This window comes from Herpetosiphon giganteus (assembly GCF_016907925.1).
Classification (GTDB): domain Bacteria; phylum Chloroflexota; class Chloroflexia; order Chloroflexales; family Herpetosiphonaceae; genus Herpetosiphon; species Herpetosiphon giganteus.
The window spans coordinates 24,660-50,761 of record NZ_JAFBCZ010000019.1 but is presented as its reverse complement, the minus strand read 5'-3'; the positions used below and the strand labels follow the sequence as shown (position 1 = coordinate 50,761).

Genomic DNA, 26,102 nt, shown 5'->3' with positions numbered 1-26,102 from the left:
TTGAGTTTGAGCTACGTTTTACCGCTTGGCCCGTTTCACCCCGACTGGCAAACCCCGATGCGCATGGTCTTACGGGTTGAGGGCGAACAGATTGCTGATGTTGAATTTCGCGATGGCTACACCAATCGCGGCATTAGCGAGCGTTTGACGCGCACCACCATTCCTCAGGGATTGCACCTTGTGAGCCATATTTGTGCCGCCGATAGCCATGCCCACTCGTTGGGATTTTGCTTGGCACTCGAACAATTACTTAAAATTAACGCTTCTGAACGGGCTGCTGCGTTACGCCTGCTGGCTTGCGAAGTCGAACGCGCCACCGTCCATCTTAGCACCATGAAAGATGTGCTGACGATTTTGGGCTTGCAGCGCGATGCTGAGCATGTGCAAAAACTGCATCATGGCTTATTTGAAGTTATGCAGCATTTATGTGGCAGTAGCACGCCGCCCAACTATATTGTGCCAGGCGGCGTGCGCCAAGATCTCAGCAGCACCGAACAAGAATCGATGGCGCTGCAATTTCGTCGCCTCGAACGCTTAATGTATCGCTTCGTTGATCGCTTTATCGATCATCGCGGGGTTTTGCGTCGCTGCGTGGGGATTGGCGTGCTGAGCCGCGAGGCAGCCGAACAATTTGGTGTGCGCGGCCCAATGGCGCGGGCAGCTGGCATTGGATTTGATGCCCGAATTGATCGCGCTTACGGTGCGTATGCCCAATTTCCACCAAGCCGCGTCACCCAAGAGCGCGGCGATGTCTATGCGCGCTTGGTCATTTTTGCGCTTGAAGCCTTTGAAAGCCTCAAATTGGCAATTCGGGTGCTCGCCAATTTGCCCAGCGGCGATTGGGCTGGCAACGCGCCCGATAGCGTGCCGCAAGGCAGCGTCACGGCGAATGTTGAATCAGCTCGGGGCACGCTACGCTATAGCATTCAAAGCAATGGAGTCAAATTAACCAGCGTCAAGATCGATGCACCACGTCAATTCGATCGTTTGATTGCACGGACAATTTTGGCTGGAATGAATATCGACGACGCACCCTTAATTATCGCCTCGGCTAGTGCTTGCACTGCCTGTAGCGAAGAATAACGCATGAACGGACAAACACTACTCACCCTTGCGCCCTTTGGGCTGTTGATGATCATCGCTTTGGTCAGTTGGTTGACTGGCCAGCGTTTGCGCACGCGCTTGTTGGGCTTAATCGCCAGCGGCTTGGCGCTTGGAGCACTGGCTATCATTTGGTGGCTTGCTCAAGGCGATTTGCCGCGTGATGTTGGCCAACGGGCTTGGCTTACCAGCTATGGAGTTGGCCCCAACCCACTGATGCGCTCGCTGCTGACCTTGCACCTTGATGGCTTGAGTTTGCTCTTTGCAGGCATCACCTTGTTGCTCACCAGCATTGGCTTTGCCCACTTGGCGCTAGCGCTTGGGCGAGGCTTGGTTGGCTATGGGCGGCTCTGGTCGGGCATTGCGATTATGGTCTTTGGCAGTTTGCTGGGCATTTTGGCTGGCGATTTGCTGCTGCTAGCGTTTGGCTGGGGGCTGGCCTTATTGGGCAGCACCCTTGCACGCCAAGTTGTTGGCAGCGACGATCAGCGCACGCCCTCGGCCTTGGGCATGAGCGGCATCAGCGGCTTTGCAATTTTGGTGGCAATTCTCAGTCAATCAGTACGGCCAGAAGATGTGCTTGATGGCTCGTTTGTGATGGCCGATATTGGGGTTGGTCAATATTTACGCACTTGGTTGCCGCTGGCAGTTGGGGTTGGCATTGCGCTTGGCTTCCCGCCATTTGGCCGCGTGCTCAGCGACGACGAAGATACAACGCCAGCCTTGCATGGCTTAATCATCAGTGCTGGCGTGCCTGTGCTAGCGGTCTATACCTTCTTGCGCTTCTTTGGGCTGAATCTTGGCACCTGGCCAGAAACCTGGTTTATGGGCTTAAGCTACGTTGGCGCGTTGGCCAGTATTGTCGGGGCGGCCTATGCGTTGCGCGCAACCCGCTTTGGCCCGTTGGTTGGTTGGCAGGCAGTGGCCCAATGGGGCAATGTGGCTATGGCCTTGGGTCGCTACAAGCCAAATCTGCCACTCGGCGGCGAACACAATACTGCTGTTGTGATGGCAACGCTGACGATTACCGTCACAACCTTGGTTGCAACCATGCTTGGAGCAATGGCCCTCGGCACCTTGGAACGCCGCAGCGGCAGCGACTTGATCGCCAAACAACCGGCGCTAGGCGCACCATTGCGGGCTGCTGGCTTGGCCTATGCCTTGGCTACCGCAGCGGCAGTTGGCTTACCTGCATTGCCTAGCTTTTGGGCGCGCCGTTGGCTCATGGATTACACTGGCGCTGGCGGTTGGAGCATGGGTGTCTTTTTCGTCAGCAGTGGCTTGCTTTTGCTCTCGTTTATTGGCTCGAATGCACTGTTTTGGCGGGTCGATCCCCAGCGCCCAGTTACTCCAGTCGATGCAGGCCGTGCGAACGATGGACTCTTGCTTGGGCTGAGTTTGCCCTTGATTGGCTTGAGTTTGGCTCCTGAAATCTTGGTTTGGGTGTTGCAACCAGCCCTGCGTACTTTGCAAGCAGTTCCCAGCCCAATGGAAGATCTTGGCAGCATGAGTATTGGCTTGCGGGTAAGCTTAGCGCTTGGTTTTATCATTCTGCTCTTCGGTTGTTTTCGCAGCCATCGCCAAGCAATGATGCCGTGGACTGGCGGCGAACAGCCGGATCGTGATGATGGCACGGCGCATTTGCCAGCAGCCAGCAGCCGTATGCTTAGCGGCCTTGCCTTGCTCGGCAATCCACGTCCAGCCTTGCGCCAAAGTCATGGCATCTTGCAAGGCCTCAGCAGCCGCGTCGCCTGGGTTTTGCAACTCTTTAGCGGGCGCTACTATCTGACCGGCATCCTAATCGCAGCGATTACGATTGTTTTGTTATTAATTCAATAGAGGAAGCTCACTCGGCTTGATCCGGCGAGCATAAACAGCCTATGACAATCACCATCTGGATTTTAATGACGTTGCTGGTGGCCAGCGGCGCAGTCATCGCGATTATGCGTGATTGGCGTTTTAGCCTGATTGCGGTTTTGGTTAACTATATTGCCCAAGGGCTGTTTATTGCCCAACAGCAATTTATTGTGCCAGATTTGGTGATTGCTGGACGGCAGTTTAGCTCACTGGTCTTTATTAAGTTGATTACCGGCGTGGGCGTGGCGATTATTCTGGGCATTACGGCGCTGACCTTCTCGCGCGAGTATGGCCTTGAAGATCTCGATGAATTTTCGTTGGCTGAGCTACGCCGCGCCGCCCGGGTTGCCCAACGCGCCAGCACCCAAGAAAATCGCAAATTTGGCGATTATATTGTGCCAATTTGGGCCACACTCTTGGTTGGCTTGGCCAGCTTTTTCTTGCCCCGCGTCTTGCCATTGGCAGTCGAAATGTATCCCGATCAGCTTGGCTTGGCGCGTGCAATCGATTTTATCTGGTATTGGCAGGTGTTTATTGGCTTGATTAGCCTCGTGCTAGCCACCGATATTTTGAAGCTTGGGCTAGGCTTATTGCTCTGTCTAAGCGGCTTAGACTTGCTCTACACCACCTTGGCCAATCGAATTAACATTTTGGCCTTAGGAACCTTGAGTTTGGTTACCTTGCTCTTGGCTTTGGCCATCGCCTACCTCAGCGGTTTGCTCTATGGCCGCTTTAAAACCTTGAATCTGAGTGAAACGGAGCGCCTGAAATGACCTTCTTGCTGATGTTTTGCTTGCCATTGGTCATGGCGGTGGTCTGTTTTGCCCTGCGCCAACAACAAGGCTTGGTGCAAATTTTAGCGATTGGCACGACCATTTTGCTTGGCTGGGTCATTTGGCAAGTGCCTGTTGATCAGCCGATTAGCATCGTTGGCGTAAGCATGACGGTGCGAGCAATTAATCGCTTATTTTTGCTTGCCGTCGCTGGCAGTTTTTGTATAACCTTTATTGTGGCGACGCGAGTGGCGCACGGCGAAAATTTCGTGGTGATTGGCTTGATTATTTTTAGTTTGATCAATGCTGCATTAACGATTGATGTTCAATCGCCATTCTTAATTACGCTTTTGCTGCTGGCCACGGGCTTGGCAATTATTCTGGCTCAAGTCGATTTGCCAATTGGCACAACAACCTTGCTGCGCGGTCGGGCAATTGGCAGTGGTTTGCGCTACTTGGTGATGATGCTGCTGGCTGGCGTGTTGTTGGCTTTGTGTTTTGTGCTGGCCGACCTCGAAAATACCCCCGATCGCCTAAGCACAACCTCATTAGCCCGGCCATTGTTGGCCTTGTTGGTTGTCGGCATCAGCTTGCGCTTGGCAATTATTCCATTTCACAGTTGGCTGCCCGATTTGCTCGAAGATTCGCCACCCTTGGTCGGCATTCTGATTGGCATGATCAATTTGGCGGCGCTGCTGTTTTTGGTTTCGGCGTTCCAATTTTTGCTCGCGCCTGGCTTGTTGACGCTTGATCCTGGGCGCTTGCGCTTAGTGCGTTTTGTGGCGCTTGGTTCGGCAATCGGCGGCAGTTTGCTGGCGATCCACGAACGGCCATCATTACGCCGCTTCTTGGCAATGTTGTTAATTTCCGATAGCGGTATGATGCTGTTTGGCGTGGTTTCTTCGACCACTGGCTTAACTGGCGCGCTCTTCCAAGCCTTCAATCAATTGGTCTTGAGCGTGGTATTGTGGACAGCAGTGGCCTTGCTAGAGCGGCCCGAACCAACGCGGGCAGCTGCTGGCGATGGCTGGTTGCGGCGACGACCTTGGGCCAGTGGCGTTTTTATCTGTGGAGTTTTGGCCTTGCTCGGCATTCCGCCATTCAATGGCTTTGCCAGCAGAACCTTGCTCTACCAAGGTGCTGCTGAAGAGGGCCGCGGCTATCTTGTGGCGTTGCTGATTGCCACGATGTTAGGCGCATATGCCTTTGCCTTGGTTTTGCGCGACCACTTCTTAGGTCGTGCCCCAGCAGCGTTGCCCGAAGAAGATTTAACCGATTTTCGCGGCTTGGGCTTACCGCCACCGCCACCACAGCGCACCGAACCCTTGGGCGCAACCACCGTTGCCGTGGCCTTGCTTGGCATTTGTTTGCTGATTGGCTTGTATCCGCCGCTAGTGCTTGACCCAATTATTGAAGCAGTACGCGGCCTGACTTTTGTGCAATTCCTTTAATCGCAAGGACTGAGCATGAGCGAGCAATGGCGTTGTTTTATTGCCCTCGATCTGCCCGCCGATTGCCATGCTCAATTATTGGCGATCCAAGCAGAGTTACGCCGTCTGAAGCTGCCAATTCGCTGGAGCAAGCCCGAAAACCTGCATCTCACCTTGCAATTTTTGGGCAATGTCGCGGTCGAGCGCTTGCCAAGCTTGCAACAAAGCCTAAGCACAGCGCTCACAACCCAACCTGCCCCAATCCTCAGTTGCAATACGTGGGGCTATTTTCCAAATGCCAGCCAGCCACGCGTCGTTTGGGCTGGCTTTGAACAATGGCCCGCGCAGCTGCTTCAACTGCAACAAGCAATTGTTGCGTGCAGCAGCCAGATTGGGATTGTCGCCGAAGATCGACCATGGCATCCGCATATTACCTTGGGCTACGTCAGCGATCGATTAACCAAGCAGCAGCTTGAAGCGCTGACGCGCCAACTCCAAGCAAGCCAATGGCCAGCCCATCCAGCGCCCTATTCCACATGCCAGCTTATTCGAAGCATTACCCAACCCCAAGGTAGCCGCTATCAAGCCCTTGAGACATGGAGCATCGATCATGCGTGATTATCGTTCAATACTTACCCTAACCAATATTATTATCGGATTATGTTTAATATTAACGGGCTTTGTATGGGGATTCACCCCTGATATATCTGATTATGCAAGTTTTTACACCGCAGGCGAAATTGTTAAAACCGATCAGGCCGATTTACTCTATGATATGAAAACCCAAACCGATGTGCAGCAGCCATATCGCGGGTTTGAACCAGGTGATGTCAGCAATTTACTTATTTATGTCAACCCGCCACATACAGCAATCTTCATGATTCCATTAACGTGGCTGCCCTATACCGTATCGTTTTTCGTGTGGTATGCGATTAATCTCTGCCTTTTAGCCTCTATTCTTTGGCTCGTCTTTCAAGACCTTGGTAACACTGAATCGGCGAATAAATGGCTGGCAATTAGTGCAATTTTTGGCTTCCATACGATTTCAACTGTTCTTTTCTTAGGCACATTTTCGTTCTTAATGCTCTTGGCGACCTATCAAGTTTATCGTTCAACTCAACGCGAACAATGGTTTAAGGCAGCATGTTGGTTGTTTATAGCGACCTTCAAATTTCAATTTGTCCTTTTCATTGGCTTGTGGTTGGTGCTCCAACGCTATTGGCGCGCCTTACTCTGGTTTGCGCTGATTTGTGCCAGCTTTATTGGCCTAAGCAGTCTGATCTGGGGCTGGGATATGTGGCCCAACTATTTAGATATTGGCAGCAAGACCTTAAATTTCTTCGACCAAAATGGGCTTAAACCAAGTAAAACCCTTACCTTGCGCGGCACCTTAACCTTGTGGTTTGGCAACGAAAACAAACAATTGATCAACACGATCTCACAAATTGGGCTTGGTTTAGCCGCAATCAGCTATACATGGTTCGTGTGGCGCTCGCCCAAACATCCCCAACAACAAGCGTGGAATTATAGTTTGGCCGTAACCTGTGGCGCATTGTTTTCCTTGCATATGTATGTTCACGATACAATGCTCTATGTCACACCAGTGCTGTTACTGTTCCAACTCTATCAACAACGCCAACAACCAACGTGGCTGCCAAAATATTGTTTAGCGCTGCCATGGCTTAGCTTTATGGGTACGATATTACTTGAAGGCGAATTGGGCATTCGTTTACCAACCCTCGTTGCTATTAGCTTGTTAATTGTCAGCATCCGTTTGCGCCCACAGTATCAGGCGATCAAGCTTGAACCAGCAAGCATAACCTAGCATTTAACCAAGCTTGCTTGCTGATGGGTAAGCATCACCATCAGCAAGCAACAGCTATTCGACCGTAATCAGGCTTTCGATTTCCGCAAAGGTGCTAGCCCCAATCCCTTTGACCTCTTGAATGGCCTCAATCGTGGCAAACGCGCCATGCTCCTCGCGATAGGCCACAATCCGTTCGGCAATCGCTTGGCCAATTTTGGGCAAGCTTTCTAATTCAGCAGCGCTTGCCGTGTTGATATTGATTAATGTTGGTTGACGAGGGACGCTAGTTGGCACTTGCACGGGCACTGCCGCTTGGGGCACAGGCGTTGGCTCGCTGGTCGGCGCAGGCGTTTCGCCAACAATTGGCACATGCACATGCTGAGCATCCTGCAAATAGGCCGCTAAATTCAGCGCCTGTGAATCAGCATCGGGCTGCAAGCCACCAGCCGCCTGCACCAAATCATCAAGCCGCGCGCCAAGCGGCAACTCATAAACCCCAGGCTTAGCCACCGCGCCACTAATATATGCTCCCAACATGCCAACCGTAGGCGTTGCTTCGGCGACAGCCATAGTTGGAGTTAATGCCAAAGTCGGCGTAATTGGCTCAAGCGTTGGCGCTTCAGTTGGCGCGCTAGTCGGCCATAAACTCAAGGCCTCCTCGCCCTCCGAGCCAGCGCTGGCGGTTGATTGCCAAAGATTCCAGCCCAAAAAGCCAGCCACGCCAATTCCCAGTAGCCATTGCCAACGAATTTTTTGTAACATCGGCGCACCTCCCAAGCACAATTAAAAGTCTGGTATCTTTAGAGCCACAGATTGGCATTTTTTGGCATGAAGGAAGCCCAATTGAAGCAAATTCGTGATCTTTTGCCCCATTTCTGCTCAATTCCGCATGGGATTTTGCAGATGGGCACGCCCAACGAGCAACTCAGCGATTTAGCGCGACGTTTCGGTGGCACGCGCGAATCGTATGCGGAAGAAGCCCCGCAACATCCAGTTGAAATTGCCGCCTTTGCGCTGGCCCAAGTGCCAGTTACCAATGAACTATATGCGCAGTGGATCAAGCATTCAGGCCAGCGTGCGCCGATTGTCTGGCATGGCTCGCAACCGCCAGCAGAGCTTGCCGCCTATCCAGTAGTCGATGTAACATGGGATGAAGCGGTAGCCTTTTGTGGCTGGCTGAGCGGCGAAGTCGGCCTAGCCTTGCGCTTGCCGAGCGAAGCAGAGTGGGAGCGAGCGGCGCGTGGCGATGATACGCGCATCTATCCGTGGGGCGATGATTTTGACCCGACACTGATGAATATTAAAGAAAGCATGCGCGGTGGCTTAGCACCGGTTGGCAGTTATCCACAGGCAGCAAGTCCATTTGGGGTTTACGATTTAGCGGGCAATATTTGGGAATGGACAAACTCGCTGCAAAAATCGTATCCCTATGTTGCTGATGATGGTCGCGAAGCGCTGCAAGCTGCTCCAGAAGCTGATCGGCGGCGGATTATGCGCGGTGGCTGCTGGGGCAATCCTGGCCATTTTGCCCGCAATACCTGCCGTTTTCGCTTGCCACCTGAACGCTCGACCCATTTATTAGGCTTTCGGCTGGCCTACAACTTGCCCAAGAGTGATTAATCGCTGACTGCATAATCAAGCTAATTCAATCGAAAAAAAAGCCAAAAGCGTGGTATAATCGCAGGCTATTCACGGGAAGCTAATTCGACATTTCAGCTACTTTATCCAGCAGGCGTAGCCTTCCTAGCGCATCGGAGGATGGTATGTCACGGGAACATTACGAGCAGCAACTTCGGTCACTGAATGATGATCTCTTACGCATGGGAGCGTTGGTCGAAACCGCCATTGGCCAATCGATTCAGGCCTTAACCAACCATGACGAGGCCATGGCCCAGGATGTTATTCGCAACGATGATTTAATTGACAAAGCCCAATATGCTTTGGAAGAAAAAGCCCTCTTGCTGTTTGCAACCCAACAACCATTAGTCGCGCGTGATTTACGCTTAGTGAGTGCGATTATTACGATTGCGAGTGAGCTTGAGCGCGTTGGCGATTATGCTGAAGGGATTGCCAAAATTGCGATTCGGCAAGGCCAAACACCAGCGCTCAAACCGCAAGCTGAAGTGCCATCGATGACCAGCAAAGCGCAAACGATGCTGCGCACCGCATTGGAATGCTATACGCGGATTGACGTTAAGCTGGCCAAAACCCTCAGCGCTGCTGATGACGAAATCGACAACCAAACCGATCGCGTTCAACGCGAAATTCTCGAAGTTATGATTGCTGATGCCAGCACTGTTGAACAAGCAACCCGTTTATTGTATGTTGTGCATAATCTCGAACGCATCGCCGACCGTGCCACCAATATCGGTGAACGGGTTGTCTTTATGGCAACAGGGCAAATGGCCGACCTGAATGAACAACGGGCGTAATTGAAGAACAGGTTGGCAAATTCTCTGTTGGAGGTTTTCAATGGGCGTGTCTTACCGTCAAGTTTTTGATGAACAACTCACCGAGTTGCACGATGGGGTTTTTCGCGTTGGCACCATGGTTGAAGCAGCTTTATCTGAAGCGCTTCAATCGATCAAACTTTACGATCAAGCGGCGGTGCGCAAGGTTGTGCAAAACGACCAAACAATCAATCACGAGGTTCAGCGGTTGCATGATCAAGCCCTGTTGATCATCGCAACTCAACAGCCATTAGCCCGTGATTTGCGCTTGGTGAGTGTGGTTCTCAGCCTTCTGCCAGAGCTAGAACGCATGGGTGATTATGCGGCGACGATCTGTAAATTGCAGGAACGAATTGCTGCCACCCCCAATTTTGTGAGCGTCGCCGAAATGCCGCAGCCAATTCCGCGCTTAATTAGCGAATTGAGCCAGCGAACCAGCGAAATTTTGCATGCAGGCCTCGAAGCGTTGCGCAAAAACGATCGCAGCTTTGCCGACCGCGTAACGACGCTCGACGATGTGATCGATCAATTGTATCGTGAGATGTTCGAAGCCACGGTTAACATTTCAACTAGCAGCCCTGAGCTAGCTGCCGCAGCAATTCACCTGCTGACCTTGGCGCATAACCTCGAACGGCTCGGCGATCGGGTTACCAACTTGGCTGAACAGATCGAATATCTGATTACGGGCAAGGTTGTGGCGCTTAATCACTAAGCTGGAACCTTGGGGCGCTAACAGCGTAGTATCCTCGGATTGCATTTGCTTGGCATTGGAGGATGTATGATTTGGACGTTATTGGCGTGGCTCGGCTTTTTGGCATTGCTCGGATTCGGCTGGGTTGCAGTGGCAACCTTGCGCGGTGCGATTCAAGGCCGGGCAAGTATGCTCTGGCTGCTTGGCATTTGGACTGGGCTTTCAGCGCTGGGCGCGTTGCTCGTTTGGCGGGCGGCGCTGCTTGAAACTTGGTCGATTAGCTTGTGGCTTGGCTTAGCCTTGGCCGCAATCGCCCCCATTGCCTGGGTTTTGGGCAATGTTGGCAAACGCTTGCAAGCCCACGGAATCAAATTGGGCAATTTGCTCAAATTCCGCTAGCATCACAGCCATGGCTATGGCATAATAAAGCGCCACAGTTGGCGCAGCGAGTCTCCAACAGGAGGCTCGTTTTTTTGTTTAGGCTGAGGTAGGTACTATGATCGATCTTGAATATGTTCCAATGGAGACGCTTGAAGCTGGCTTAGACCATATTCGCCAAGCGCCCAAGAATCAAGGGGTTTTGCAATTAATCGTTCGTCGACCTGCCAGCGAGCAACGCGAAGTGCTCGATCAAGGCCAGCTCGATTTGGTCGAAGGCTTAGTTGGCGACAATTGGAAAACTCGCGGCAGTTCGCGCACCGAAGATGGTAGCTCGCACCCCGATATGCAGCTGAATATTATCAATGTGCGCTCGATTGGCCTGCTCTCGCCAGATCAAGAGCGTTGGCAATTGGCTGGCGATCAATTATTTATTGATCTTGATTTGAGCGACGAGAATTTGCCAGCAGGCACGCGCTTGGCAATTGGCGATGCAATTATCGAGGTAACCGATCAACCGCATAATGGTTGCAAAAAATTTGCTCAACGCTATGGCCAAGATGCAATCAAGTTTGTCAATTCGGCGGTCGGCAAGGAATTACACTTGCGCGGCATCAACGCCCGCGTTGTCCAGCCAGGCACAATTCGCCAAGGGGATATTGTTAGCAAAATCTAACCCCCATGGCAAGCAGGAATATAGGACTATGGGTGTGAGCAATCGTTAGGTTCTCGGTAAGCTAAGAAGGCGATACTATACACAAATCCTTCCTCCTCACACACACTCTTCTCTTCTTCAAGCGGCCCAACTGGGCCGTTTGGAGTTTTAGGGCTTTTAGATCAGCGCATTATTTGGGTATTGTGGTGGTTGAGCATTCACTTGCTTTGGATTCTCCAAGCAAGAGCACATACCATGTGCGATGGACTTGTTTCGATTCGGCTGGAATACCACGACTGTTATTGGGATCAGTAGCAATGATCCTCAGGGTCAGTGCCTCTTTAGACCACATAATTTCATGAGCATACGCGATGTCTTGCGTCCATCCTTGTTGCTGAAGATAGTCGCTGTAGGTCTGGAAGACGCTGCTTGTATTCTGCATACTGCCCATCACGACGCGGACAACCCCATAATATGGGCTTTCTTGATAATTTTCACCACTAGTTGCCTCATAACTCAAGCGAACCGTATCAGCTGGCAAAAAGGCAATTTCCGCACGTTGTTCGATCTCGTTCAGGGGATAACATGCAGCCGAGGGTGCGGCAGTGCCACAGGCAGCAAGCACGAGCATTAAACCTAATACCATGAATACTGTTGCGATGCGTAAATAATTCATCTTCTCTCCCTAGCAATAATTAGCAGCCAAATTATACTTAATTTGCTATACTTGTGCAATCAACTTCAACAAAGGAGAGCAATGATGCGCTATGCAATTGTGATTGAACAAGGCCCAAACAATTGTTCAGGCTATATTCTCGATGTTTTAGGCTGTGTTGCCACTGGTGAAACGCCAGAAGAAGTTAAACAACTCTTGCAAGAAGCGATCGTTATGCATTTGGAAGGCGAAGAGATTCCACCTTCAACCACCTTAGTTGATTATATTGAATTTGAGCCAGAAGCTTCATGATTAAAATAAAGTACTCTTAGTAGGCCTAAGCTACCAAGAGTACTTTAAAGCGGCAACCATAGTCACAAGATTTGGTTAATCTTCATGGTTCGCCACCCTTCCGTCCCTCCGCCGGAGGGAAACACAGGGGGCTTTAATCCCCCTGTACCCCCTAAACTTCAATTTATGGAAACAGAGATGATCGAACAAACCATCATTAAATACAGATTTTAATCTTTGTTGGGCAAAAAGCGGAACATGCCTGCGCCACAGACTTCGCAGGTTCCGCGCAAGGCACGGCGGCCATTTTCGGTCAACTCTTCATGGGCATCGATCATTGGCTGCTTGGCGCGACATGAGACGCAGTAGCTGCGCAACTCATCCTCATCGTCATCATCCTCGGCTGGGGCTTCAGCTTCAGCGACTGGCTCAGTGGTTTCAACACTAGCTGCATCATTGCCGCCAACCTCGCGTTCCAACAATGGCGCTTCATCAGCAACTGGCTCTGGCTCGATGGTAACCGGATCAGCTTCGATTTCAGGAGCGCTGGTCGCAATTTCCGTGGTTAAAATATCAGTTGGCAAGACGATCCGCGGCGGATCGGATGGTGGCGGCGGTGGCGGTGGCAAGATTGGAGCCGAATCGATTGGTTGCAGCTTGCGCCGCACAATCACCACCACAGCGGCCAAACCCAACAACAACGACACCCACAACCGGCGCTTGCTTTTTGGTTGGTTTCCCATTTATACCTCGCTTTGTGGTGCTGAGCTAACAACTGAGCGGCGCAAACCACGCAGCGTTGCTAAATTGCGAATATCTGCGCTTTCATCTGGTTCTTTCGGGGTCTCTAAGGCCATCGGAATCGTTTGAAAGCGAGGATCGTTCATAATTAACTCGAAACCGCTCAAGCCCACAAATCCCTCACCAATATGGGTATGACGGTCAACTCGGCTGCCAAGATCGTTCTTGGAATCGTTGAGATGGAAGGCACGCAAGCGATCGATGCCGATTAAACGATCAAAATGCTCAAACGTGCGTTGGTAGCCTTCGGCAGTGCGAAAATCGTAGCCAGCAGCCAAACCATGACAGGTATCAAAGCAAATTCCAAGCCGTGGATGACCGTCACAAAGCTCGATCAAGCGGGCGAGATGCTCAAAGCTATGGCCTAAAGCCGTGCCTTGGCCAGCGGTAATCTCAAGCAAAATCTCGGTTTCGCCAGTATTTTCGGCTAATAAGCGGCGCAATGCAGCGCCAACTCGCTCCAAGCCTGCGTCCTCGCCTGAGCCAACATGCGCGCCAGGGTGAGTGACCAACGCGCCAACCCCCAACTGCTGACAACGTTCAAGCTCAACCCGAAACGCTGCGATCGATTTTTCCCATAAGCTATCATCGGGACTGCCCAAATTGATCAAGTATGAATCGTGGGCAATCAAGGGTGGCGTGCCAGCATCACGGTGCGCCGCCTGAAAATTAGCACAATCAGCGGTACTTAATGGCTTGGCATTCCATTGGCGTTGGCTTTTGGTAAAAATTTGAATCACATGACAGGTTGTGGCATGCGCGCGCTCAAAGGCTGTGTGCAAACCACCAACGGTTGAAACATGCGCTCCTAAATTGGGCATGGGGTTTCTCGCTCCAAACAAGTGTCGCCTGCAATTATAGCACTTTCAGTCCATTGTTGAGATTAGGAGTTGGCAGCAATTATTTATTCTTCAAAGCAGACTATAATTTAAAATAGACATTTATCAAAACAGAATGAATGATCACCACCCTTCCGTCCCGCCGCCGGAGGGAGACGCAGGGGGTTTTCAGCCCCCTGCACCCCCAAATGTTTCTCCGTGGAATATTCTTCCGCTGCCTGCACGCCAAAATGTGTACTCTCTATGCTTCGTGCTCTTCGTGTCCTTCGTGGATCAATCTTTATAATGCAGAGGCGCAGAGAAACCATGGCTATTGACTGTAGGCTATTGGCTATGGGAAGAATAATCAAAACAATCTGTGCTAATCTGTGGCCAAAAACCTACCCTTCGTGCTCTTCACGTTCTTTGTGGTTACAGTTGCTCAATCTCTAATCCCTGAACCCTAGCCCCTGATCTCTCACCCCTTCGCGCTCTTCGCGGTTACAGTTTCCCGATCCCCAGCCGACCAGTGGTATACTGCCAGACGTTCGAATGAGCCAACGAGGAATGTGTGGTGGGATTTTTGCGTCGTTCAAGCAAATGGCTCTGGCTAAGCTGTGGCCTGTTGCTATTAATTTTTGTGAGTTATGGATTGCGCTCTAGCGGCACCTACAGCGACGATTCGATTCAGCATTTGTTAATTGCCCGCTGGAGCCTCAAACACCCTGAGTTATTGTTCGATGTTTGGGGGCGGCCAGGTTTTACCATCCCCTATGCTTTGATCAGCCAGTTTAGCTTGACCGCAGTGCACATGCAAAGCGCAATTTTGGCGGCGCTAATTTGTGGTTTAGCAGCATATTTGGCGGCAGAATTTGCGGTTGAGTGGTATTGGTTGGCAGCAATCTTCACCGGCATTCAGCCAGAATTTGCTCGCCTCAGCTTTGCAGCATTAACTGAATTGCCCTGCGCAGCTTACTTAGCAGCGGCCTTGCTAGCCCAGCGCCGCCAACGCTGGAATTTAATGGCCTTGTTTGCAGGCTTGATTCCGCTGGCTCGTTATGAAACGCTGCCACTATTAATCTTTTTCGCCTTCAGCCTGGTCAAAGAGCGGCGCTACTGGCAGCTTGGCCTGATGGCATTGCCAATGTTGATTTGGAATGGTTTTTGGGCGCTACGGCTCAACGATTGGACCAACCTGCTGTTTCCGCTTGATCGGGTGTTGTTTGAAAAAGGCGGCAGCGTGGCGTTTTATGGCACTGGCCCATGGTGGCATTACATCACGCGCTTGCCAGTCGCCTTTGGCAGCGTGCCGTTTGCGCTGGCGGTCTATGGTTTTTTGCGCCTGCGCTGGAACACCCTGCACTCGTGGACGGTTGGCTATATCGCAATTTTGGCACTCAGCTATTGGAAAATTCCTGCGACCCAAATTGCTGGCTACGATCGCCACTTAGCTATTTTAGCGCCGATTATTGGCACATTTAGCGCCTATGGACTGCATGCATTACGTCAACCTATAACCATCAATTGGCGACGTTGGGCGATGCGCGGAGCCTTGGGTTTGGTTATCATTGGCCTGCTCGGCATGGCCTGGATTCGCTGGCGAACTCGGGGAATTGTGCTCTACGATGCGTTGCTCAGCATTGGTTTGGTGGCGTTGCTGATGCTGCCAACCCTCAAAACGCTGTGGTATCAGCGCTTGGTTGGCGCAAGCATAATCATCGGGCTATTGGGGCTATTCATTCGGGTGCAGCCCTTTATCATGCAGGATAGCGACCAGCAAGTGCTCAACAGCACTGCTTGGTTTAAGCAAAGCGAGTATCGCCAGCAGCTGGTTTTAGCGGCGATTCCATGGTTTGCCTATGGCACAGGCATCGATCCCTATGATCCAACCAAGTATCAGCAGATTACGCCCAGTGCAGTTGAGCAAGCCCCAGTTGGCAGCATTGTGGTTTGGGATTCGCGCTTTTCGTGGACGCTGCAATGGCAAACGCCCCGCAGTTTGTTGGAAAACCCCACCCAGTTTCGTTTACTCAAGCAGTATCATGGGGTCAACAGCAATGGCAACCCCTTCGAGCTAGCAATTTATCAAAAATTACTTAATTAGGAGCATTTATGGCCCTTAGTGCAACCATTTATACGATTAATGTTGATTTGGCGAATGTTGACCGCAACGTCTACGAGCAATTAGAGCTGCGCGTCGCTCGCCAGCCATCTGAATCAGCAGAATATATGTTGATGCGGATTTTGGCTTATTGTTTGGAATACACTGATGGCATTGCCTTTACCCAAGGCGTGGCTGCTGGCGACGAACCCGCTGTTTGGATTCGCGATTTGACCGGACAAGTGACTGGCTGGTTTGAAGTTGGCGCACCAGATGCCGAGCGTTTACATCGCGGCAGCAAACGCGCTGGGCGCGCGGCGGTCTACACCCATCGCGATGTTGCCCAAGTGCTGGGCAATTTCAGCGGCAAAAGCATCTATCAAGCAGAGCAAATTCCGGTCTATGCCTTTGATCGGCGTTTTATTGAAAACGTTGCCAATTTGATCGAACGCCGCTGCGATTTAGGCATTTCAGTGACTGAACAACAAATTTATGTGGAAATTGCAGGCCAAAGCCTGAATAGCCAAATTGAAGAACATCGGATTAATAACTAGCAACGATAATTATAAGTATAGGGCTTGAAGCAGCCAGAAACCTTTGTTATACTCGGCAGAAGCGTAGCCTTGCTCAATCGCCAGTAGCGGCAAAATCAAGCTTGCATACGCTTATTCGCCTATGGTATATTGAGGGCTAGCATCGTCATTGCGAGCGACGTGAGGTTTCCAAATGTCCAATCCACAATACATGGCCCCTAGTGGCGATGAAGAACGGGTGATTGAACTCCACTTGCCAAGTCGGCTGGGGTACGAGAAAGTCGCCATGGATACCGCCAGTGCAATGGCGAAACGGATGGGCTTCTCTCATGATCGCGTTGATTCGCTGCGCACTGCCGTCAGCGAAGCAGTAACGAATGCAATTGAACATGGCAATCAACACGATTCAGCAATGAAAGTCGTGGTGGTCTTTACTGGCAGCGATGACGGGTTGATTGTTGATGTGGCCGATCAAGGGCGTAAAATCCTCGATCAAACCATCACTGAGCGTACACCCGACATTCACCAGGTATTGCATAGCGACGATAAAGGTGGTTGGGGAATCTGGTTAATTAAAGAACTGATGGATGAAGTCCAGTTTTCGGTCGCACCATCAGGCGGCAATAAATTACGGATGGTTATCCACCTAGATCGTTGAGTTGAAGAACATGGCGCAAACCCAAGCCTCCATCGAACTGATATTTCCCAGCCAGCTTGGCTATGAAAAAATCGCCCGTGAAGCAATTGGTACGCTCGCACGGAATATGGGGTTTGACCCAACGCGCGTTGAGGATTTACGCACGGCGCTCAGCGAGGCCTGTATCAATGCCATCGAACATGGCAATCAGCGCCAAACCCAACGCCGCATCCATATCACCTGCACGATTTCACGCAATCGGCTGGTGTTGGTTATTAGCGATGAAGGTCTTCGTTTTCACCCCTCCCAAGAGATCGAAACAGCAACCATCGAGCAAAAACTTGCTGGGCTGGCATCGGCGCGAGGGATGGGCTTAATGCTCATTGAACAACTTGTTGATGAGTGCGGCTTTCTACCGTCACGGCCTGGACAAGGCAATCGTTTTCGATTAGCGATGTATAATCCACCACGACGGCATGGATCAGCCACAGCCTAGCGCGATCCTTGGTCAAGGAGTTTTGGACCTATGATTGATGATGAATTGAAAGTTACCACCCGTCAACGTGACGGGATTTGGATTATTGATCTCGAAGGCGATGTAACCACATTTGCCGAAGAGGCCATTACGGGTGCATACGAAGGCGTTAGCAAAGATGGCGCTAAGTATATTATTATCAACTCGCGCCAAAGCGATTATATCAACAGCGCGGGGATTGCTATTTTAATTGGGGTGGTCACTGAGGTCAATCGCCAAGCCCAAAAGCTGGCAATTAGCGGCCTTAGCCCACACTTCCAAAAGATTTTCCGTATGGTCGGCCTCGCCCAATATGCCGATATCTTCGCCACCGAAGAAGAGGCTATCGCCGCGATGCAACGCCATCAAAAAGCCGCTAGCGAACCAACCAAGCAATAATTCAGATGCTTAAACAAACAGCGCCGTTGGAGCAATTCCAACGGCGCTGTTTGGGTTTAATGAACCAAAACTTCAACATCTGATGGGATTAAATTTTCCATCACTGCTGATTCTGGCACGCTGACTGGCGCTTCGCTCGGCTCTTTGCGCAAGGCTAGCTCAATCACTTGGCCAACATGCTCAACGCCGTGGAATTCCATTTCGGCCAACACTTCTGCTGGAATTTCATCCAAATCAGCGACATTGCGTTGTGGCAAAATGATGGTGCGAATGCCTGCGCGATGGGCTGCCAACACTTTTTCGCGCACGCCGCCGATTGGCAGCACTTTGCCGCGCAAGGTAATTTCACCAGTCATCGCCACATCGTCGCGCAGGGCGCGGCCTGTCAGCAACGAAACCAAGGCCGTGGCCATGGCAATCCCTGCCGATGGACCATCTTTTGGTTGCGCGCCCGCTGGCACGTGCACATGCAAATCGAAATGCTGAGCAAAATGGGGGTCGATGCCATAGCTTTCGCCTTCAGCCCGCACCCAACTTAATGCTGCTCGCGCCGATTCCTTCATCACATCGCCCAACTGGCCGCTCAGGGCAAAGTTGCCGCGTCCGGTCATTTTGGTGGCCTCGATAAAGATAATATCGCCGCCAACCGGAGTCCAAACCAAGCCTGTCACAATCCCAGGCCGATCGGTGCGCTCGTGAATTTCCGAGAAGTAGCGTTGCTTGCCCAAATATTCACGGGTTTTGGCTGGGTCAACCACAATTGGCGTGGCCGAACCAAGCGCAACTTGACGCGCTGCTTTGCGCATCACCGTGCCAATGTGTTGCTCCAAATTACGCACGCCAGCTTCGCGGGTATATTCTTCAATCGCTACCAACAAGGCATCTGGCTGAATTTCAACTTCGCTTTGTTCAAGGCTATGTTGCTCGCGTTGCTCTGGCACCAAATAGCGCTGGGCAATTTCGTACTTTTCACGAGTGGTATAGCTGCCAAGCTGAATAATTTCCAAGCGATCGCGCAATGGCCCAGGAATGGTTTGCAAGGTATTGGCGGTTGCAATAAACATCACTGGCGACAAATCCCAAGCCACATCCAAATAGTGGTCGCGGAAATTGGCGTTTTGAGCTGGATCAAGCACCTCGAGCATGGCCGAGGTTGGATCGCCACGATGATCTGAGCTGAGCTTATCCATTTCGTCGAGCAGCACAACCGGATTGTTGACTCCGCTGCGGCGAATTGCTTGGATTAAGCTACCGGGCATTGCGCCGATGTAGGTACGGCGATGGCCGCGAATTTCGGCCTCGTCGTGCACGCCGCCCAACGACAAACGCACAAACTCGCGATTCATAGCTTTGGCAATCGAACGGCCAAGGCTGGTTTTGCCAACGCCTGGAGGGCCAACAAAACACAGAATTGCGCCACGGCCTGGATCGCGCTCTGGCGAACGCTTGCGGCGCAGCTCGCGTACCGCCAAATAATCCAAAATCCGCTCTTTGATTTCAGCCAAGCCATAATGGTCGGCATCAAGAATTTCGGCAGCTTGCGCGACATCAATCGTGTCGTCGCTACGTTTTTGCCATGGCAAAGCAATCAAGGTTTCCAAATAACTGCGAATAACGCTATATTCGGCAGCAGCAGCAGGCATTTGGCGCAGCCGATCAAGCTCGCGCATGGCTTGCTCGTGGGCTTCGGCGCTCATGCCAGCAGCTTCGATTTGCTCGGCCAAGCGATCAACTTCCACTTCTTGTTCGTTGGTTTCGCCCAGCTCTTTGCGAATTGCTTTGAGCTGTTCGCGCAACACATATTCGCGCTGCGATTTGCCAAGCTCATCTTGCACCTGCGATTGAATTTGCTGACCAATTTGCAACACATTCAGCTCGCGGGTCAGCACTTCGTTTAATTTGAGCAATTTTTGCTTGATGCTTGGCTCGCTCAAGACCGCTTGGCGATCGGTCACGCTCATGCGGGCATACGAAGCCACCAAGTAGGCTAAACGGCGTGGATCTTCTTCGCTCAGCACCGAATTCAACAACTCGGTGGGAAATTGTGGAATCAAGGGCGCAATTTGGCTGGCAATCGTGCCAATCGAGCGCATCAAGGCAATAACTTCAAGCTCTTCGCTCTCAATAATTTGGTCGGGCACAACCCGAATTTTGGCACGGTAATATGGCTCGGTTTGAATAATTTCAACAATCTCAATCCGCTCAAGCACTTGCATCGCCACGCGCAAGGTGCCGTCGGGCAATTTCATCAATTTATGCACAACCGCAGCGCTGCCAAGTTGATAAAAATCTTCAGGCGTAACTGGGTTGGGTCGTTCTTCTTCGTTTTTCAGCGCCACCAAGCCAACAATTCGCTGCCCAGCCATCAAATCGTCGATCAGACGGATCGACTCTGGCTGACCAACGGCCAATGGCACGATGGTTTGAGGATAAGCAACCGTTCCCAATAATGGCAAAATCGCGATTTCATCTGGAATCGTGGTCGTTCGTTCAAAATCTGACATACAAAAACCCCTTTTTAGCACCAATGCGAGTTAGACGTTGGTTTGTTCAATCGTGATCCGCCGTGGTTCGGCTTGGGCTGGATTGCGCTTGGGCAACGTGATAATCAACATGCCATCGTCGTAGCGAGCGCTAATTGCGGCCTCGTCGATTGGAGCGCGCAGCGCGAACTCTAGCTCAAAATGGCCATAATTTATGCCCAATTCGTGGATGTGAACACCTTGGCTTGGGCAATGCTCCTCGCGTTGGCCGCTGACATACAACACGCCATCGTGAAGCGTTACTTCAATTGCAGCGTCGCGCATACCTGCCAACTCAACCTTAATCACAAATTGCTCGGCGTACTCATGGACATCTGCTTGCGGTCGCCAGATCAGCGCGCGGGCACTGCTGGTTCGCGGCCATGGGGTTTGCCAATCGCGTTCAAAGGCGCTCCGTTGGGTGTGGAGGCGCGGCAATTGGCGAACCACAAGAAACTTAGCCATCGATTTGGACCTCCACTACAAAAAAGAACTGCTAGAAAAAGCATAGCACTGCTCCATTAACACAGTAGTGACGCTGCGTTGGCAAAGTGTTAATCTTGTAATCTCATGCTGAAGGTCTATAATTTAAGCAGCGGCATCCCTTCAGCAAACCCAAAGACAGGACGTTTCCATGACTTGGCAGGTTGATTTCACTCCATCCGACCACACATTGCACGCCTTACTAGGCCAAAATCGACTTGAATCAGCCTATGCATTAGGAGATTTGCAACCACCATTTCGCGAACGCTCGCAATTTAGCCTTGCACAAAACGGCGCACAATGGGCAATTTTGCTGTGGTATCGCACCAGCACCTTTACCGCATTAATTCCCTATGGCGATGCCCAAGGCATTAACGCAATCTTGGCCGCCAAAAACGAGTGGCCAAAAGCCTGTATTGTGGCGAATATGAATGAATACTATCGCCAAGTGTTAGGCCAACGCTACCGGTTCAGTAACGAGCAAGCGATCATTCGGATTGCGATTGAGGCTGGCCAGCTCAGCGATCTGCCGAATGGCACGCAGCTTGAGCAACTCGAAGATCAGCATATTGGCGAATTATCGGCGTTCTACACCATGAACGATGTGCCAACGTTTAGCCCTGATCAGTTGCATAACGGCTTATACTATGGCGTGCGTCGCCATGGAGCCTTGGTTGCAGTCGGTGGAACGCACTTGGTCAATAGCCGCGATCATTTGGCGACAATTGGCAACGTCTACACCGACCCAGCCTTGCGTGGCAATGGCTATGTACGCACGATCATTGCCCATCTGACCCAAAGTTTGTTTGATCAAGGCTGTACCAATATCATTCACGATGTCAAAAGCAACGATTTTGCAACCCGCCAAATCTATGAGCCGCTTGGCTATCAGCAAGTTGGCAGTTTTTGGGAGGCAACCGCACGGTTACGATGAAACGAGAAGAACGCAAACTCATCGCCCAACGCACGCTCGATTGTTTGAGCGCGGGCGGCTATTTCAATCAGGCCGATCAATGGGTCAGTATTGCTGAAGCGCAACATACCGCTGAACAAGCAAGCAGCATTATTTGGCCTGATACGGCCTTGGCGGCAGCCCGCAGCGCCAACCAACAACCAAGCATCAAGGTCTATGCAGCCACAACCTTGGAGGCTGCCCAACGTGCTGCTCAAACAGGCCAACGGGTGGGAATTTTAAATTTTGCCTCGGCCAAAAATCCAGGCGGTGGTTTTTTAGGTGGCAGCCAAGCCCAAGAGGAAAGTATCGCCCGTTCGTCGGGGTTGTATCCTTGTTTAACCAAGTGTAGTGAGTTTTACCGTTACCATAAACAGCAAAACGATTTGCTCTATTCCGATGCCCTGATTTGGTCGCCACAGGTTCCGGTGGTCTGCGACGACGCTGGTAATTGGCTTGATCAACCATATTTGGTCGATGTGATTACCATGGCGGCGGTGAATGCTGGGGCCATTCGCCAAAACCGCACCGGCCAAAGCGCTGCGGTTGAGCCTGTTATGCGCCAACGGATGCAGCGGCTATTGGCGTTTTGCGCCAGCCAACCAATCGAACGCTTGATTTTGGGGGCTTGGGGGTGCGGGGTCTTTGGCAACGATCCAGCGCTAATCGCGCGCCTATTCAACGAAGTTATTGGCCAACAGCCATGGCCGTTTGAGCAGATTGATTTTGCCATCTACGACCCAAGCCCACGCCAAGCCAACGTCGAGCTATTTGCCGAACTATTTCAATCCTAGATGCACTCATCCCAACCCCTCTCCCGTGGCGCGGGCGAGGGGCTTTAACACGCTGGTTCTCCCGCAACTCCTTGGCGAAAAACGGCTACTCCCCCTCGCCCGCGTTCAGTGGGCGAGGGGGTTGGGGGGTGAGGGAACGCTCCACCACCGACCAATCGCGCAAAACCGACCCGTGTAAGGAGGGGGCTGGGGGGTGAGGGAAAATAACAGCCCTTGGTTAAGCTGTTCGATGAGGAGCGAGCAAAGTGGTTATGCCAAGGCATAACAGGCAAGCATCAAACAGATACCCAAGGGCTGTTGATTAATTTTCCGTCCAGCGAATCGTAAAGACACAAGCCGGCGCGCCATTGCGGATGCATGGGTCGTGGGTAATCTGAACATCGCGTGCGCCCAAGCCTTGCAACACGCCTTCCATGGCCGCTTGTTCGAACATACAGTTATAGGGTTGTTTCAATTCGACTTGGGCATGATACGCGGCCAAAATCGTGGTTCGCCATTCGCCGCTAGCGCCACGAGTTGCCGTATGCCACACGTCGGGCATTGCCACCAACATGGCGGTTGGCGTGCTGAGGCCCATTTCGCGAAATTGCGCCGCCAACGAGTAGTAAATCCCACGGCCAATTTCCATCAATAAGCCAGGATCACGATCCTCAAAATAGTTCAACATGGTTTCAAATAGTTGGCCATGATACCATTTATCAGCGCTAATTTGATCGAGCAAATTCAGAATTTCCGCCGGACACTCATCCCCAGCAACCATTCCCAACATTAAAAAGGCACTGCCGATACTCAATGGTGGGCCTTCGCGCTGATCGATGCCTGGGTCAGCAAATTCTTCCACCACCAATGGGGCAGATCGCGCAAAGCGATGCACAGGCCCTCCTTCTTTGCAAAATTCAACGGCCAATCAAGCTCTATCCCCACAAACAATTATAGACTATTGTCAAGCTATTGCTGACGAGGATCAGGCAAAAGTTCATCACGAATTTGCACTTGTTCATCAACTACGGTGACCGGTAGTTGGCCCAAGCGCAAGCGCCGATTCTCGCTAATCAAGAAGCCCTGTTCATCATACACCCGATCGGAGCATTGGTCACGATAAGTTTGGTTGGATTGTTCATAAATTACAATACAACCGCTCAGGCTATCCCAGGCCAGAAACGCGCGCCATTGGTCGGCACTCAGCCGCGTCACCAACACCGGATCATCGCTAACTTCAGGTCGACTAGCGATCGTTTCCGAGGCAACTAATTGTTTAACCGACACCTGAACCGTCTGGCCAAGCGGAAATTGGCTCACCGGCCCAAGCGTGTAGGTGCGGGCTGGCGGGCTGATAATGTAGACAAATAACGCGCCGCAAAATATGGTTGCCAAACCCATCACTAGCGTCAACAAGCGGGTTGCCCGTTTCCGCGAACGTTCGAGCCGTTCAACCTCATAGGGATCAAGCATGCTCATTGGGAAATTCCTCGTGCCACAATCAACATTCGTTCTGATTCACTTGTATAGGGATCAAGCTCATACGAGCCATAGACCGCCTGCAAGGCAAAGCCACAGCGCGCCAGCAAATGCTCGGCTTCGTAGCGATAGAGCCAACGCATGCCAAATGGTAAGACGCAGCGGCGCACTTGGCCATCAGGCTGAATTTCATCGTAACAGAATTGAACGTGCTGGTGCTGGGCCGCTAAATCAACACTGCGATAAACAAATTTTTGCACCAAATTACCATTGCTCGCGCGAAAGCTTTTATCAAGCACCATCAGGCCATCAACCGCGCTCAGTTGGCTTGGCTCGGGATTAAACAAATCGAGCAATAATAGCCCATTCGGTTTTAAGTGGCGCTTGATTGCATGCAAGGCGGCAATTTGGGCTTGGGTTGTTTCCAAATGCATAAACGAATTAATCGCCACAAAGGCCATGCCAAATTGCTGATCAAGCTGAAAATCGGTCACATCAGCCACTGCAAACTTCAGGTGTGGATCAACGCCAGCACTCACAGCGGCAGCCTTCGCCCGTTCAATCATCGCAGGAGCAATATCAATGCCGACCACATTCAGCTTAGCTTGAGCCAGCGGAATTGCCACCCGACCAGTGCCACACATCAGCTCTAAAACGCTGCCGCCAGCCATGCGTGCATGCTCGCGGTAGAACAGCACATCATCCTGAAAATCGCCATAATCTGCATCATAATAGGGTACAAACTGATCAAACATCCAAGTTCCTTACATAGCAACGCCATGGCTGCGCTCTGGGTGAGCAAGCAACCATGGCATGCTTGAAATTGAGTTAGCGTAATGTAATCGTTTTAGAAATACCGCCACTGGTTGGTCGCCAAACCAACTGGACCGATTTAATCTCGCCATTATTGGCTTGAGCTACCAAGGTTCCGGCAATTGTATTGTTGCCAGGTATTGTCAGCGTGCTCAGAATGGTTGATTGGGCCGTAATTGGCAACGCCCCAACATTGGTTTGGATAGTAAAATCGGCAGCCCGAAAGCTCACTGGTCGATTGGTCGGATTTTGAAGCGTCACATTAACCAGTACCTGTTTGCCATCATTTGATACAGTTGTCTCGCCAATCGTTAAGAAATAACTGCGCGATTGGTGAACGCTACCGCTGGCCACTGGCTGGACTGGTTGGACAGGGCTAGGCTGAGCAGGATCAATCACGACCTCGACAACCGGCGTTGGGCGACCAGTATTCCAGCCAAGCAAGGCTTCACTGGTTGCCCGCTCGCTCGCAGTAACATCGTTGCTATTGGGCGAGCCAGAAAGCCGCCCAGCTAAAGCCGAACGCACCAAATTAAAGCCGCCAACCAGCAATACAAGAAGAATAGCAGAAATGATCAATTCACTTCTGGTCGGCAACACTGAGCGTTTTTTGGGGCCTTTGGCAATTGCAGGGCGCAACGAACCAACCAAATCATTCGCATAATTGACGGCATTTTCTGGCTCTGCCATTGGCTTAGCTTCGGCTACTGCTGGATCAAACGCAGTTACTGCTTGTGGCTGCGCAGTAGGCGTTGGCATGCTAGGAGCTGCCGTATTCAGGCTCTGGTTAGTTGTAGGCACAGCTGGGCTGGGTTCGAAACTAGGTCGTGGTTGCAATAAACTGCTGTTGCCTGCGGCGCGGGCTGGTGGCGGCGAAAAACTGGCTTTCGCTGGGGCAGCGCTGCTCGTCTGACCTAAATTTGCAAAATCAATTTGGCTTGGCTTAAGCATCTCAAGGCCACGTTTGGCCGCAGCATTGGCTGGATTAATCGCCAAAACTTGTTGCAAGGCGGCAATTTTCTCGCTATTAGTTGCTTCAACTGCGCTCAGCCAAAGCCATGCTTGCTCGTTGCTTGAATCAGCGCTCAGCGCTTGGCGCAGAATCAGGCGGGCTTCTGCATGGTTGCCATTCCGCGCTGCTTGAATGCCTTGTTGAATTAATTGTTGAACAGGTGCTGACATACAACTC

General features: G+C 51.6%; 29 protein-coding genes. 19 read left to right on the top strand and 10 right to left on the bottom strand.

Translation table 11 applies throughout. The annotated features are described in order from the left end of the window. Positions 1–6: 6 nt before the first annotated feature. From JOD20_RS16915 to JOD20_RS16890, 6 genes are read left to right on the top strand one after another with little or no spacing between them, the layout of a single operon-like run. Positions 7–1,083 carry a hydrogenase large subunit gene (locus JOD20_RS16915; protein WP_204756396.1) on the top strand — a complete coding sequence of 359 codons (1,077 nt, stop codon included), beginning with the start codon at positions 7–9 and terminating at the stop codon, positions 1,081–1,083. Between the two features lie 3 nt (positions 1,084–1,086). Continuing rightward, the gene (locus JOD20_RS16910; RefSeq protein ID WP_204756395.1) at positions 1,087–2,940 is read left to right on the top strand and encodes a hypothetical protein; all 1,854 of its coding nucleotides are present in this window, start codon (positions 1,087–1,089) and stop codon (positions 2,938–2,940) included. Between the two features lie 41 nt (positions 2,941–2,981). Next, the gene (locus JOD20_RS16905) at positions 2,982–3,731 is read left to right on the top strand and encodes a hypothetical protein (RefSeq protein ID WP_054533064.1); all 750 of its coding nucleotides are present in this window, start codon (positions 2,982–2,984) and stop codon (positions 3,729–3,731) included. Further along, complete coding sequence (locus JOD20_RS16900) at positions 3,728–5,182, top strand: proton-conducting transporter transmembrane domain-containing protein (RefSeq protein WP_204756394.1); 1,455 nt, start codon at positions 3,728–3,730, stop codon at positions 5,180–5,182. Before JOD20_RS16905 ends, JOD20_RS16900 begins: the two co-directional genes overlap by 4 nt. Positions 5,183–5,197: 15 nt before the next feature. Next, positions 5,198–5,779 carry an RNA 2',3'-cyclic phosphodiesterase gene (gene thpR, locus JOD20_RS16895; RefSeq protein WP_204756393.1) on the top strand — a complete coding sequence of 194 codons (582 nt, stop codon included), beginning with the start codon at positions 5,198–5,200 and terminating at the stop codon, positions 5,777–5,779. Beyond that, positions 5,772–6,986: a glycosyltransferase family 87 protein gene (locus JOD20_RS16890; RefSeq protein WP_204756392.1), complete on the top strand. Its 1,215-nt coding sequence runs from the start codon at positions 5,772–5,774 to the stop codon at positions 6,984–6,986. The genes thpR and JOD20_RS16890 overlap by 8 nt, the downstream gene beginning before the upstream one ends. Positions 6,987–7,040: 54 nt before the next feature. On the opposite strand, the gene JOD20_RS16885 is transcribed toward JOD20_RS16890, so the two are convergent. Continuing rightward, positions 7,041–7,730, bottom strand: coding sequence for a ComEA family DNA-binding protein (locus JOD20_RS16885; protein WP_204756391.1), 690 nt, complete (start codon positions 7,728–7,730; stop codon positions 7,041–7,043). 81 nt (positions 7,731–7,811) lie between these two features. On the opposite strand from JOD20_RS16885, the gene JOD20_RS16880 reads away from it, so the two are divergent. The 5 genes from JOD20_RS16880 to JOD20_RS16860 all read left to right on the top strand — a co-directional run bounded on the left by JOD20_RS16880 (position 7,812) and on the right by JOD20_RS16860 (position 11,163). Next, a complete protein-coding gene (locus JOD20_RS16880; protein WP_239583904.1) occupies positions 7,812–8,588 on the top strand; it encodes a formylglycine-generating enzyme family protein in 777 nt (258 codons plus the stop codon). 143 nt (positions 8,589–8,731) lie between these two features. Further along, entirely contained in the window at positions 8,732–9,400 is a 669-nt protein-coding gene (gene phoU / locus JOD20_RS16875) for a phosphate signaling complex protein PhoU (protein WP_204756389.1), read from the top strand. 40 nt (positions 9,401–9,440) lie between these two features. Next, positions 9,441–10,130, top strand: a complete 690-nt coding sequence (phoU, locus tag JOD20_RS16870) for a phosphate signaling complex protein PhoU (RefSeq protein WP_204756388.1) — start codon at positions 9,441–9,443, stop codon at positions 10,128–10,130. A 66-nt stretch (positions 10,131–10,196) separates the two neighbouring features. Then, entirely contained in the window at positions 10,197–10,508 is a 312-nt protein-coding gene (locus JOD20_RS16865; protein WP_110520126.1) for a hypothetical protein, read from the top strand. 97 nt (positions 10,509–10,605) lie between these two features. Beyond that, a complete protein-coding gene (locus JOD20_RS16860; protein WP_204756387.1) occupies positions 10,606–11,163 on the top strand; it encodes an MOSC domain-containing protein in 558 nt (185 codons plus the stop codon). A 169-nt stretch (positions 11,164–11,332) separates the two neighbouring features. On the opposite strand, the gene JOD20_RS16855 is transcribed toward JOD20_RS16860, so the two are convergent. After that, positions 11,333–11,818: a hypothetical protein gene (locus JOD20_RS16855; RefSeq protein WP_204756386.1), complete on the bottom strand. Its 486-nt coding sequence runs from the start codon at positions 11,816–11,818 to the stop codon at positions 11,333–11,335. Positions 11,819–11,899: 81 nt separating this feature from the next. Here JOD20_RS16855 and JOD20_RS16850 point away from each other — a divergent pair, with 81 nt between their 5' ends. Beyond that, entirely contained in the window at positions 11,900–12,109 is a 210-nt protein-coding gene (locus JOD20_RS16850; protein ID WP_204756385.1) for a type II toxin-antitoxin system HicB family antitoxin, read from the top strand. Between the two features lie 209 nt (positions 12,110–12,318). Here the strand turns inward: JOD20_RS16850 and JOD20_RS16845 are convergent, their stop codons facing one another. Continuing rightward, positions 12,319–12,831 (bottom strand): DUF5679 domain-containing protein, encoded by a 513-nt coding sequence (locus JOD20_RS16845; RefSeq protein WP_204756384.1) that lies wholly within the window; start codon positions 12,829–12,831, stop codon positions 12,319–12,321. Next, the gene (locus JOD20_RS16840; protein ID WP_204756383.1) at positions 12,832–13,710 is read right to left on the bottom strand and encodes a deoxyribonuclease IV; all 879 of its coding nucleotides are present in this window, start codon (positions 13,708–13,710) and stop codon (positions 12,832–12,834) included. It abuts the gene before it with no gap. A 571-nt stretch (positions 13,711–14,281) separates the two neighbouring features. On the opposite strand from JOD20_RS16840, the gene JOD20_RS16835 reads away from it, so the two are divergent. The 5 genes from JOD20_RS16835 to JOD20_RS16815 all read left to right on the top strand — a co-directional run bounded on the left by JOD20_RS16835 (position 14,282) and on the right by JOD20_RS16815 (position 17,891). Further along, the gene (locus tag JOD20_RS16835; protein WP_204756382.1) at positions 14,282–15,811 is read left to right on the top strand and encodes a hypothetical protein; all 1,530 of its coding nucleotides are present in this window, start codon (positions 14,282–14,284) and stop codon (positions 15,809–15,811) included. An 8-nt stretch (positions 15,812–15,819) separates the two neighbouring features. After that, the gene (locus JOD20_RS16830) at positions 15,820–16,362 is read left to right on the top strand and encodes a YaeQ family protein (protein WP_204756381.1); all 543 of its coding nucleotides are present in this window, start codon (positions 15,820–15,822) and stop codon (positions 16,360–16,362) included. Positions 16,363–16,534: 172 nt separating this feature from the next. Then, a complete protein-coding gene (locus JOD20_RS16825) occupies positions 16,535–16,999 on the top strand; it encodes an ATP-binding protein (protein ID WP_083469822.1) in 465 nt (154 codons plus the stop codon). A 10-nt stretch (positions 17,000–17,009) separates the two neighbouring features. Beyond that, positions 17,010–17,474 (top strand): ATP-binding protein, encoded by a 465-nt coding sequence (locus JOD20_RS16820; protein ID WP_204756380.1) that lies wholly within the window; start codon positions 17,010–17,012, stop codon positions 17,472–17,474. 30 nt (positions 17,475–17,504) lie between these two features. Beyond that, on the top strand, positions 17,505–17,891 hold the full coding sequence (locus JOD20_RS16815; RefSeq protein ID WP_054534364.1) for an STAS domain-containing protein: 387 nt from the start codon (positions 17,505–17,507) through the stop codon (positions 17,889–17,891). Between the two features lie 56 nt (positions 17,892–17,947). Here the strand turns inward: JOD20_RS16815 and lon are convergent, their stop codons facing one another. Next, positions 17,948–20,395 carry an endopeptidase La gene (lon, locus tag JOD20_RS16810; protein ID WP_204756379.1) on the bottom strand — a complete coding sequence of 816 codons (2,448 nt, stop codon included), beginning with the start codon at positions 20,393–20,395 and terminating at the stop codon, positions 17,948–17,950. 30 nt (positions 20,396–20,425) lie between these two features. Next, positions 20,426–20,878 (bottom strand): Hsp20/alpha crystallin family protein, encoded by a 453-nt coding sequence (locus JOD20_RS16805; RefSeq protein WP_204756378.1) that lies wholly within the window; start codon positions 20,876–20,878, stop codon positions 20,426–20,428. 169 nt (positions 20,879–21,047) lie between these two features. Here JOD20_RS16805 and JOD20_RS16800 point away from each other — a divergent pair, with 169 nt between their 5' ends. Both JOD20_RS16800 and JOD20_RS16795 read left to right on the top strand, forming a co-directional pair. Further along, complete coding sequence (locus JOD20_RS16800; protein WP_204756377.1) at positions 21,048–21,830, top strand: GNAT family N-acetyltransferase; 783 nt, start codon at positions 21,048–21,050, stop codon at positions 21,828–21,830. Further along, on the top strand, positions 21,827–22,642 hold the full coding sequence (locus tag JOD20_RS16795; protein WP_204756376.1) for a TIGR02452 family protein: 816 nt from the start codon (positions 21,827–21,829) through the stop codon (positions 22,640–22,642). Before JOD20_RS16800 ends, JOD20_RS16795 begins: the two co-directional genes overlap by 4 nt. A gap of 301 nt (positions 22,643–22,943) precedes the next feature. Here JOD20_RS16795 and JOD20_RS16790 read toward each other — a convergent pair whose 3' ends face one another. From JOD20_RS16790 to JOD20_RS16775, 4 genes are all read right to left on the bottom strand, one after another. After that, the gene (locus tag JOD20_RS16790) at positions 22,944–23,516 is read right to left on the bottom strand and encodes a hypothetical protein (protein ID WP_204756375.1); all 573 of its coding nucleotides are present in this window, start codon (positions 23,514–23,516) and stop codon (positions 22,944–22,946) included. A gap of 74 nt (positions 23,517–23,590) precedes the next feature. Next, entirely contained in the window at positions 23,591–24,100 is a 510-nt protein-coding gene (locus tag JOD20_RS16785; protein WP_204756374.1) for a hypothetical protein, read from the bottom strand. Then, the gene (locus tag JOD20_RS16780; RefSeq protein ID WP_204756373.1) at positions 24,097–24,855 is read right to left on the bottom strand and encodes a class I SAM-dependent methyltransferase; all 759 of its coding nucleotides are present in this window, start codon (positions 24,853–24,855) and stop codon (positions 24,097–24,099) included. Before JOD20_RS16780 ends, JOD20_RS16785 begins: the two co-directional genes overlap by 4 nt. Before the next feature lie 73 nt (positions 24,856–24,928). After that, complete coding sequence (locus tag JOD20_RS16775; RefSeq protein WP_204756372.1) at positions 24,929–26,095, bottom strand: hypothetical protein; 1,167 nt, start codon at positions 26,093–26,095, stop codon at positions 24,929–24,931. Positions 26,096–26,102: the final 7 nt, after the last annotated feature.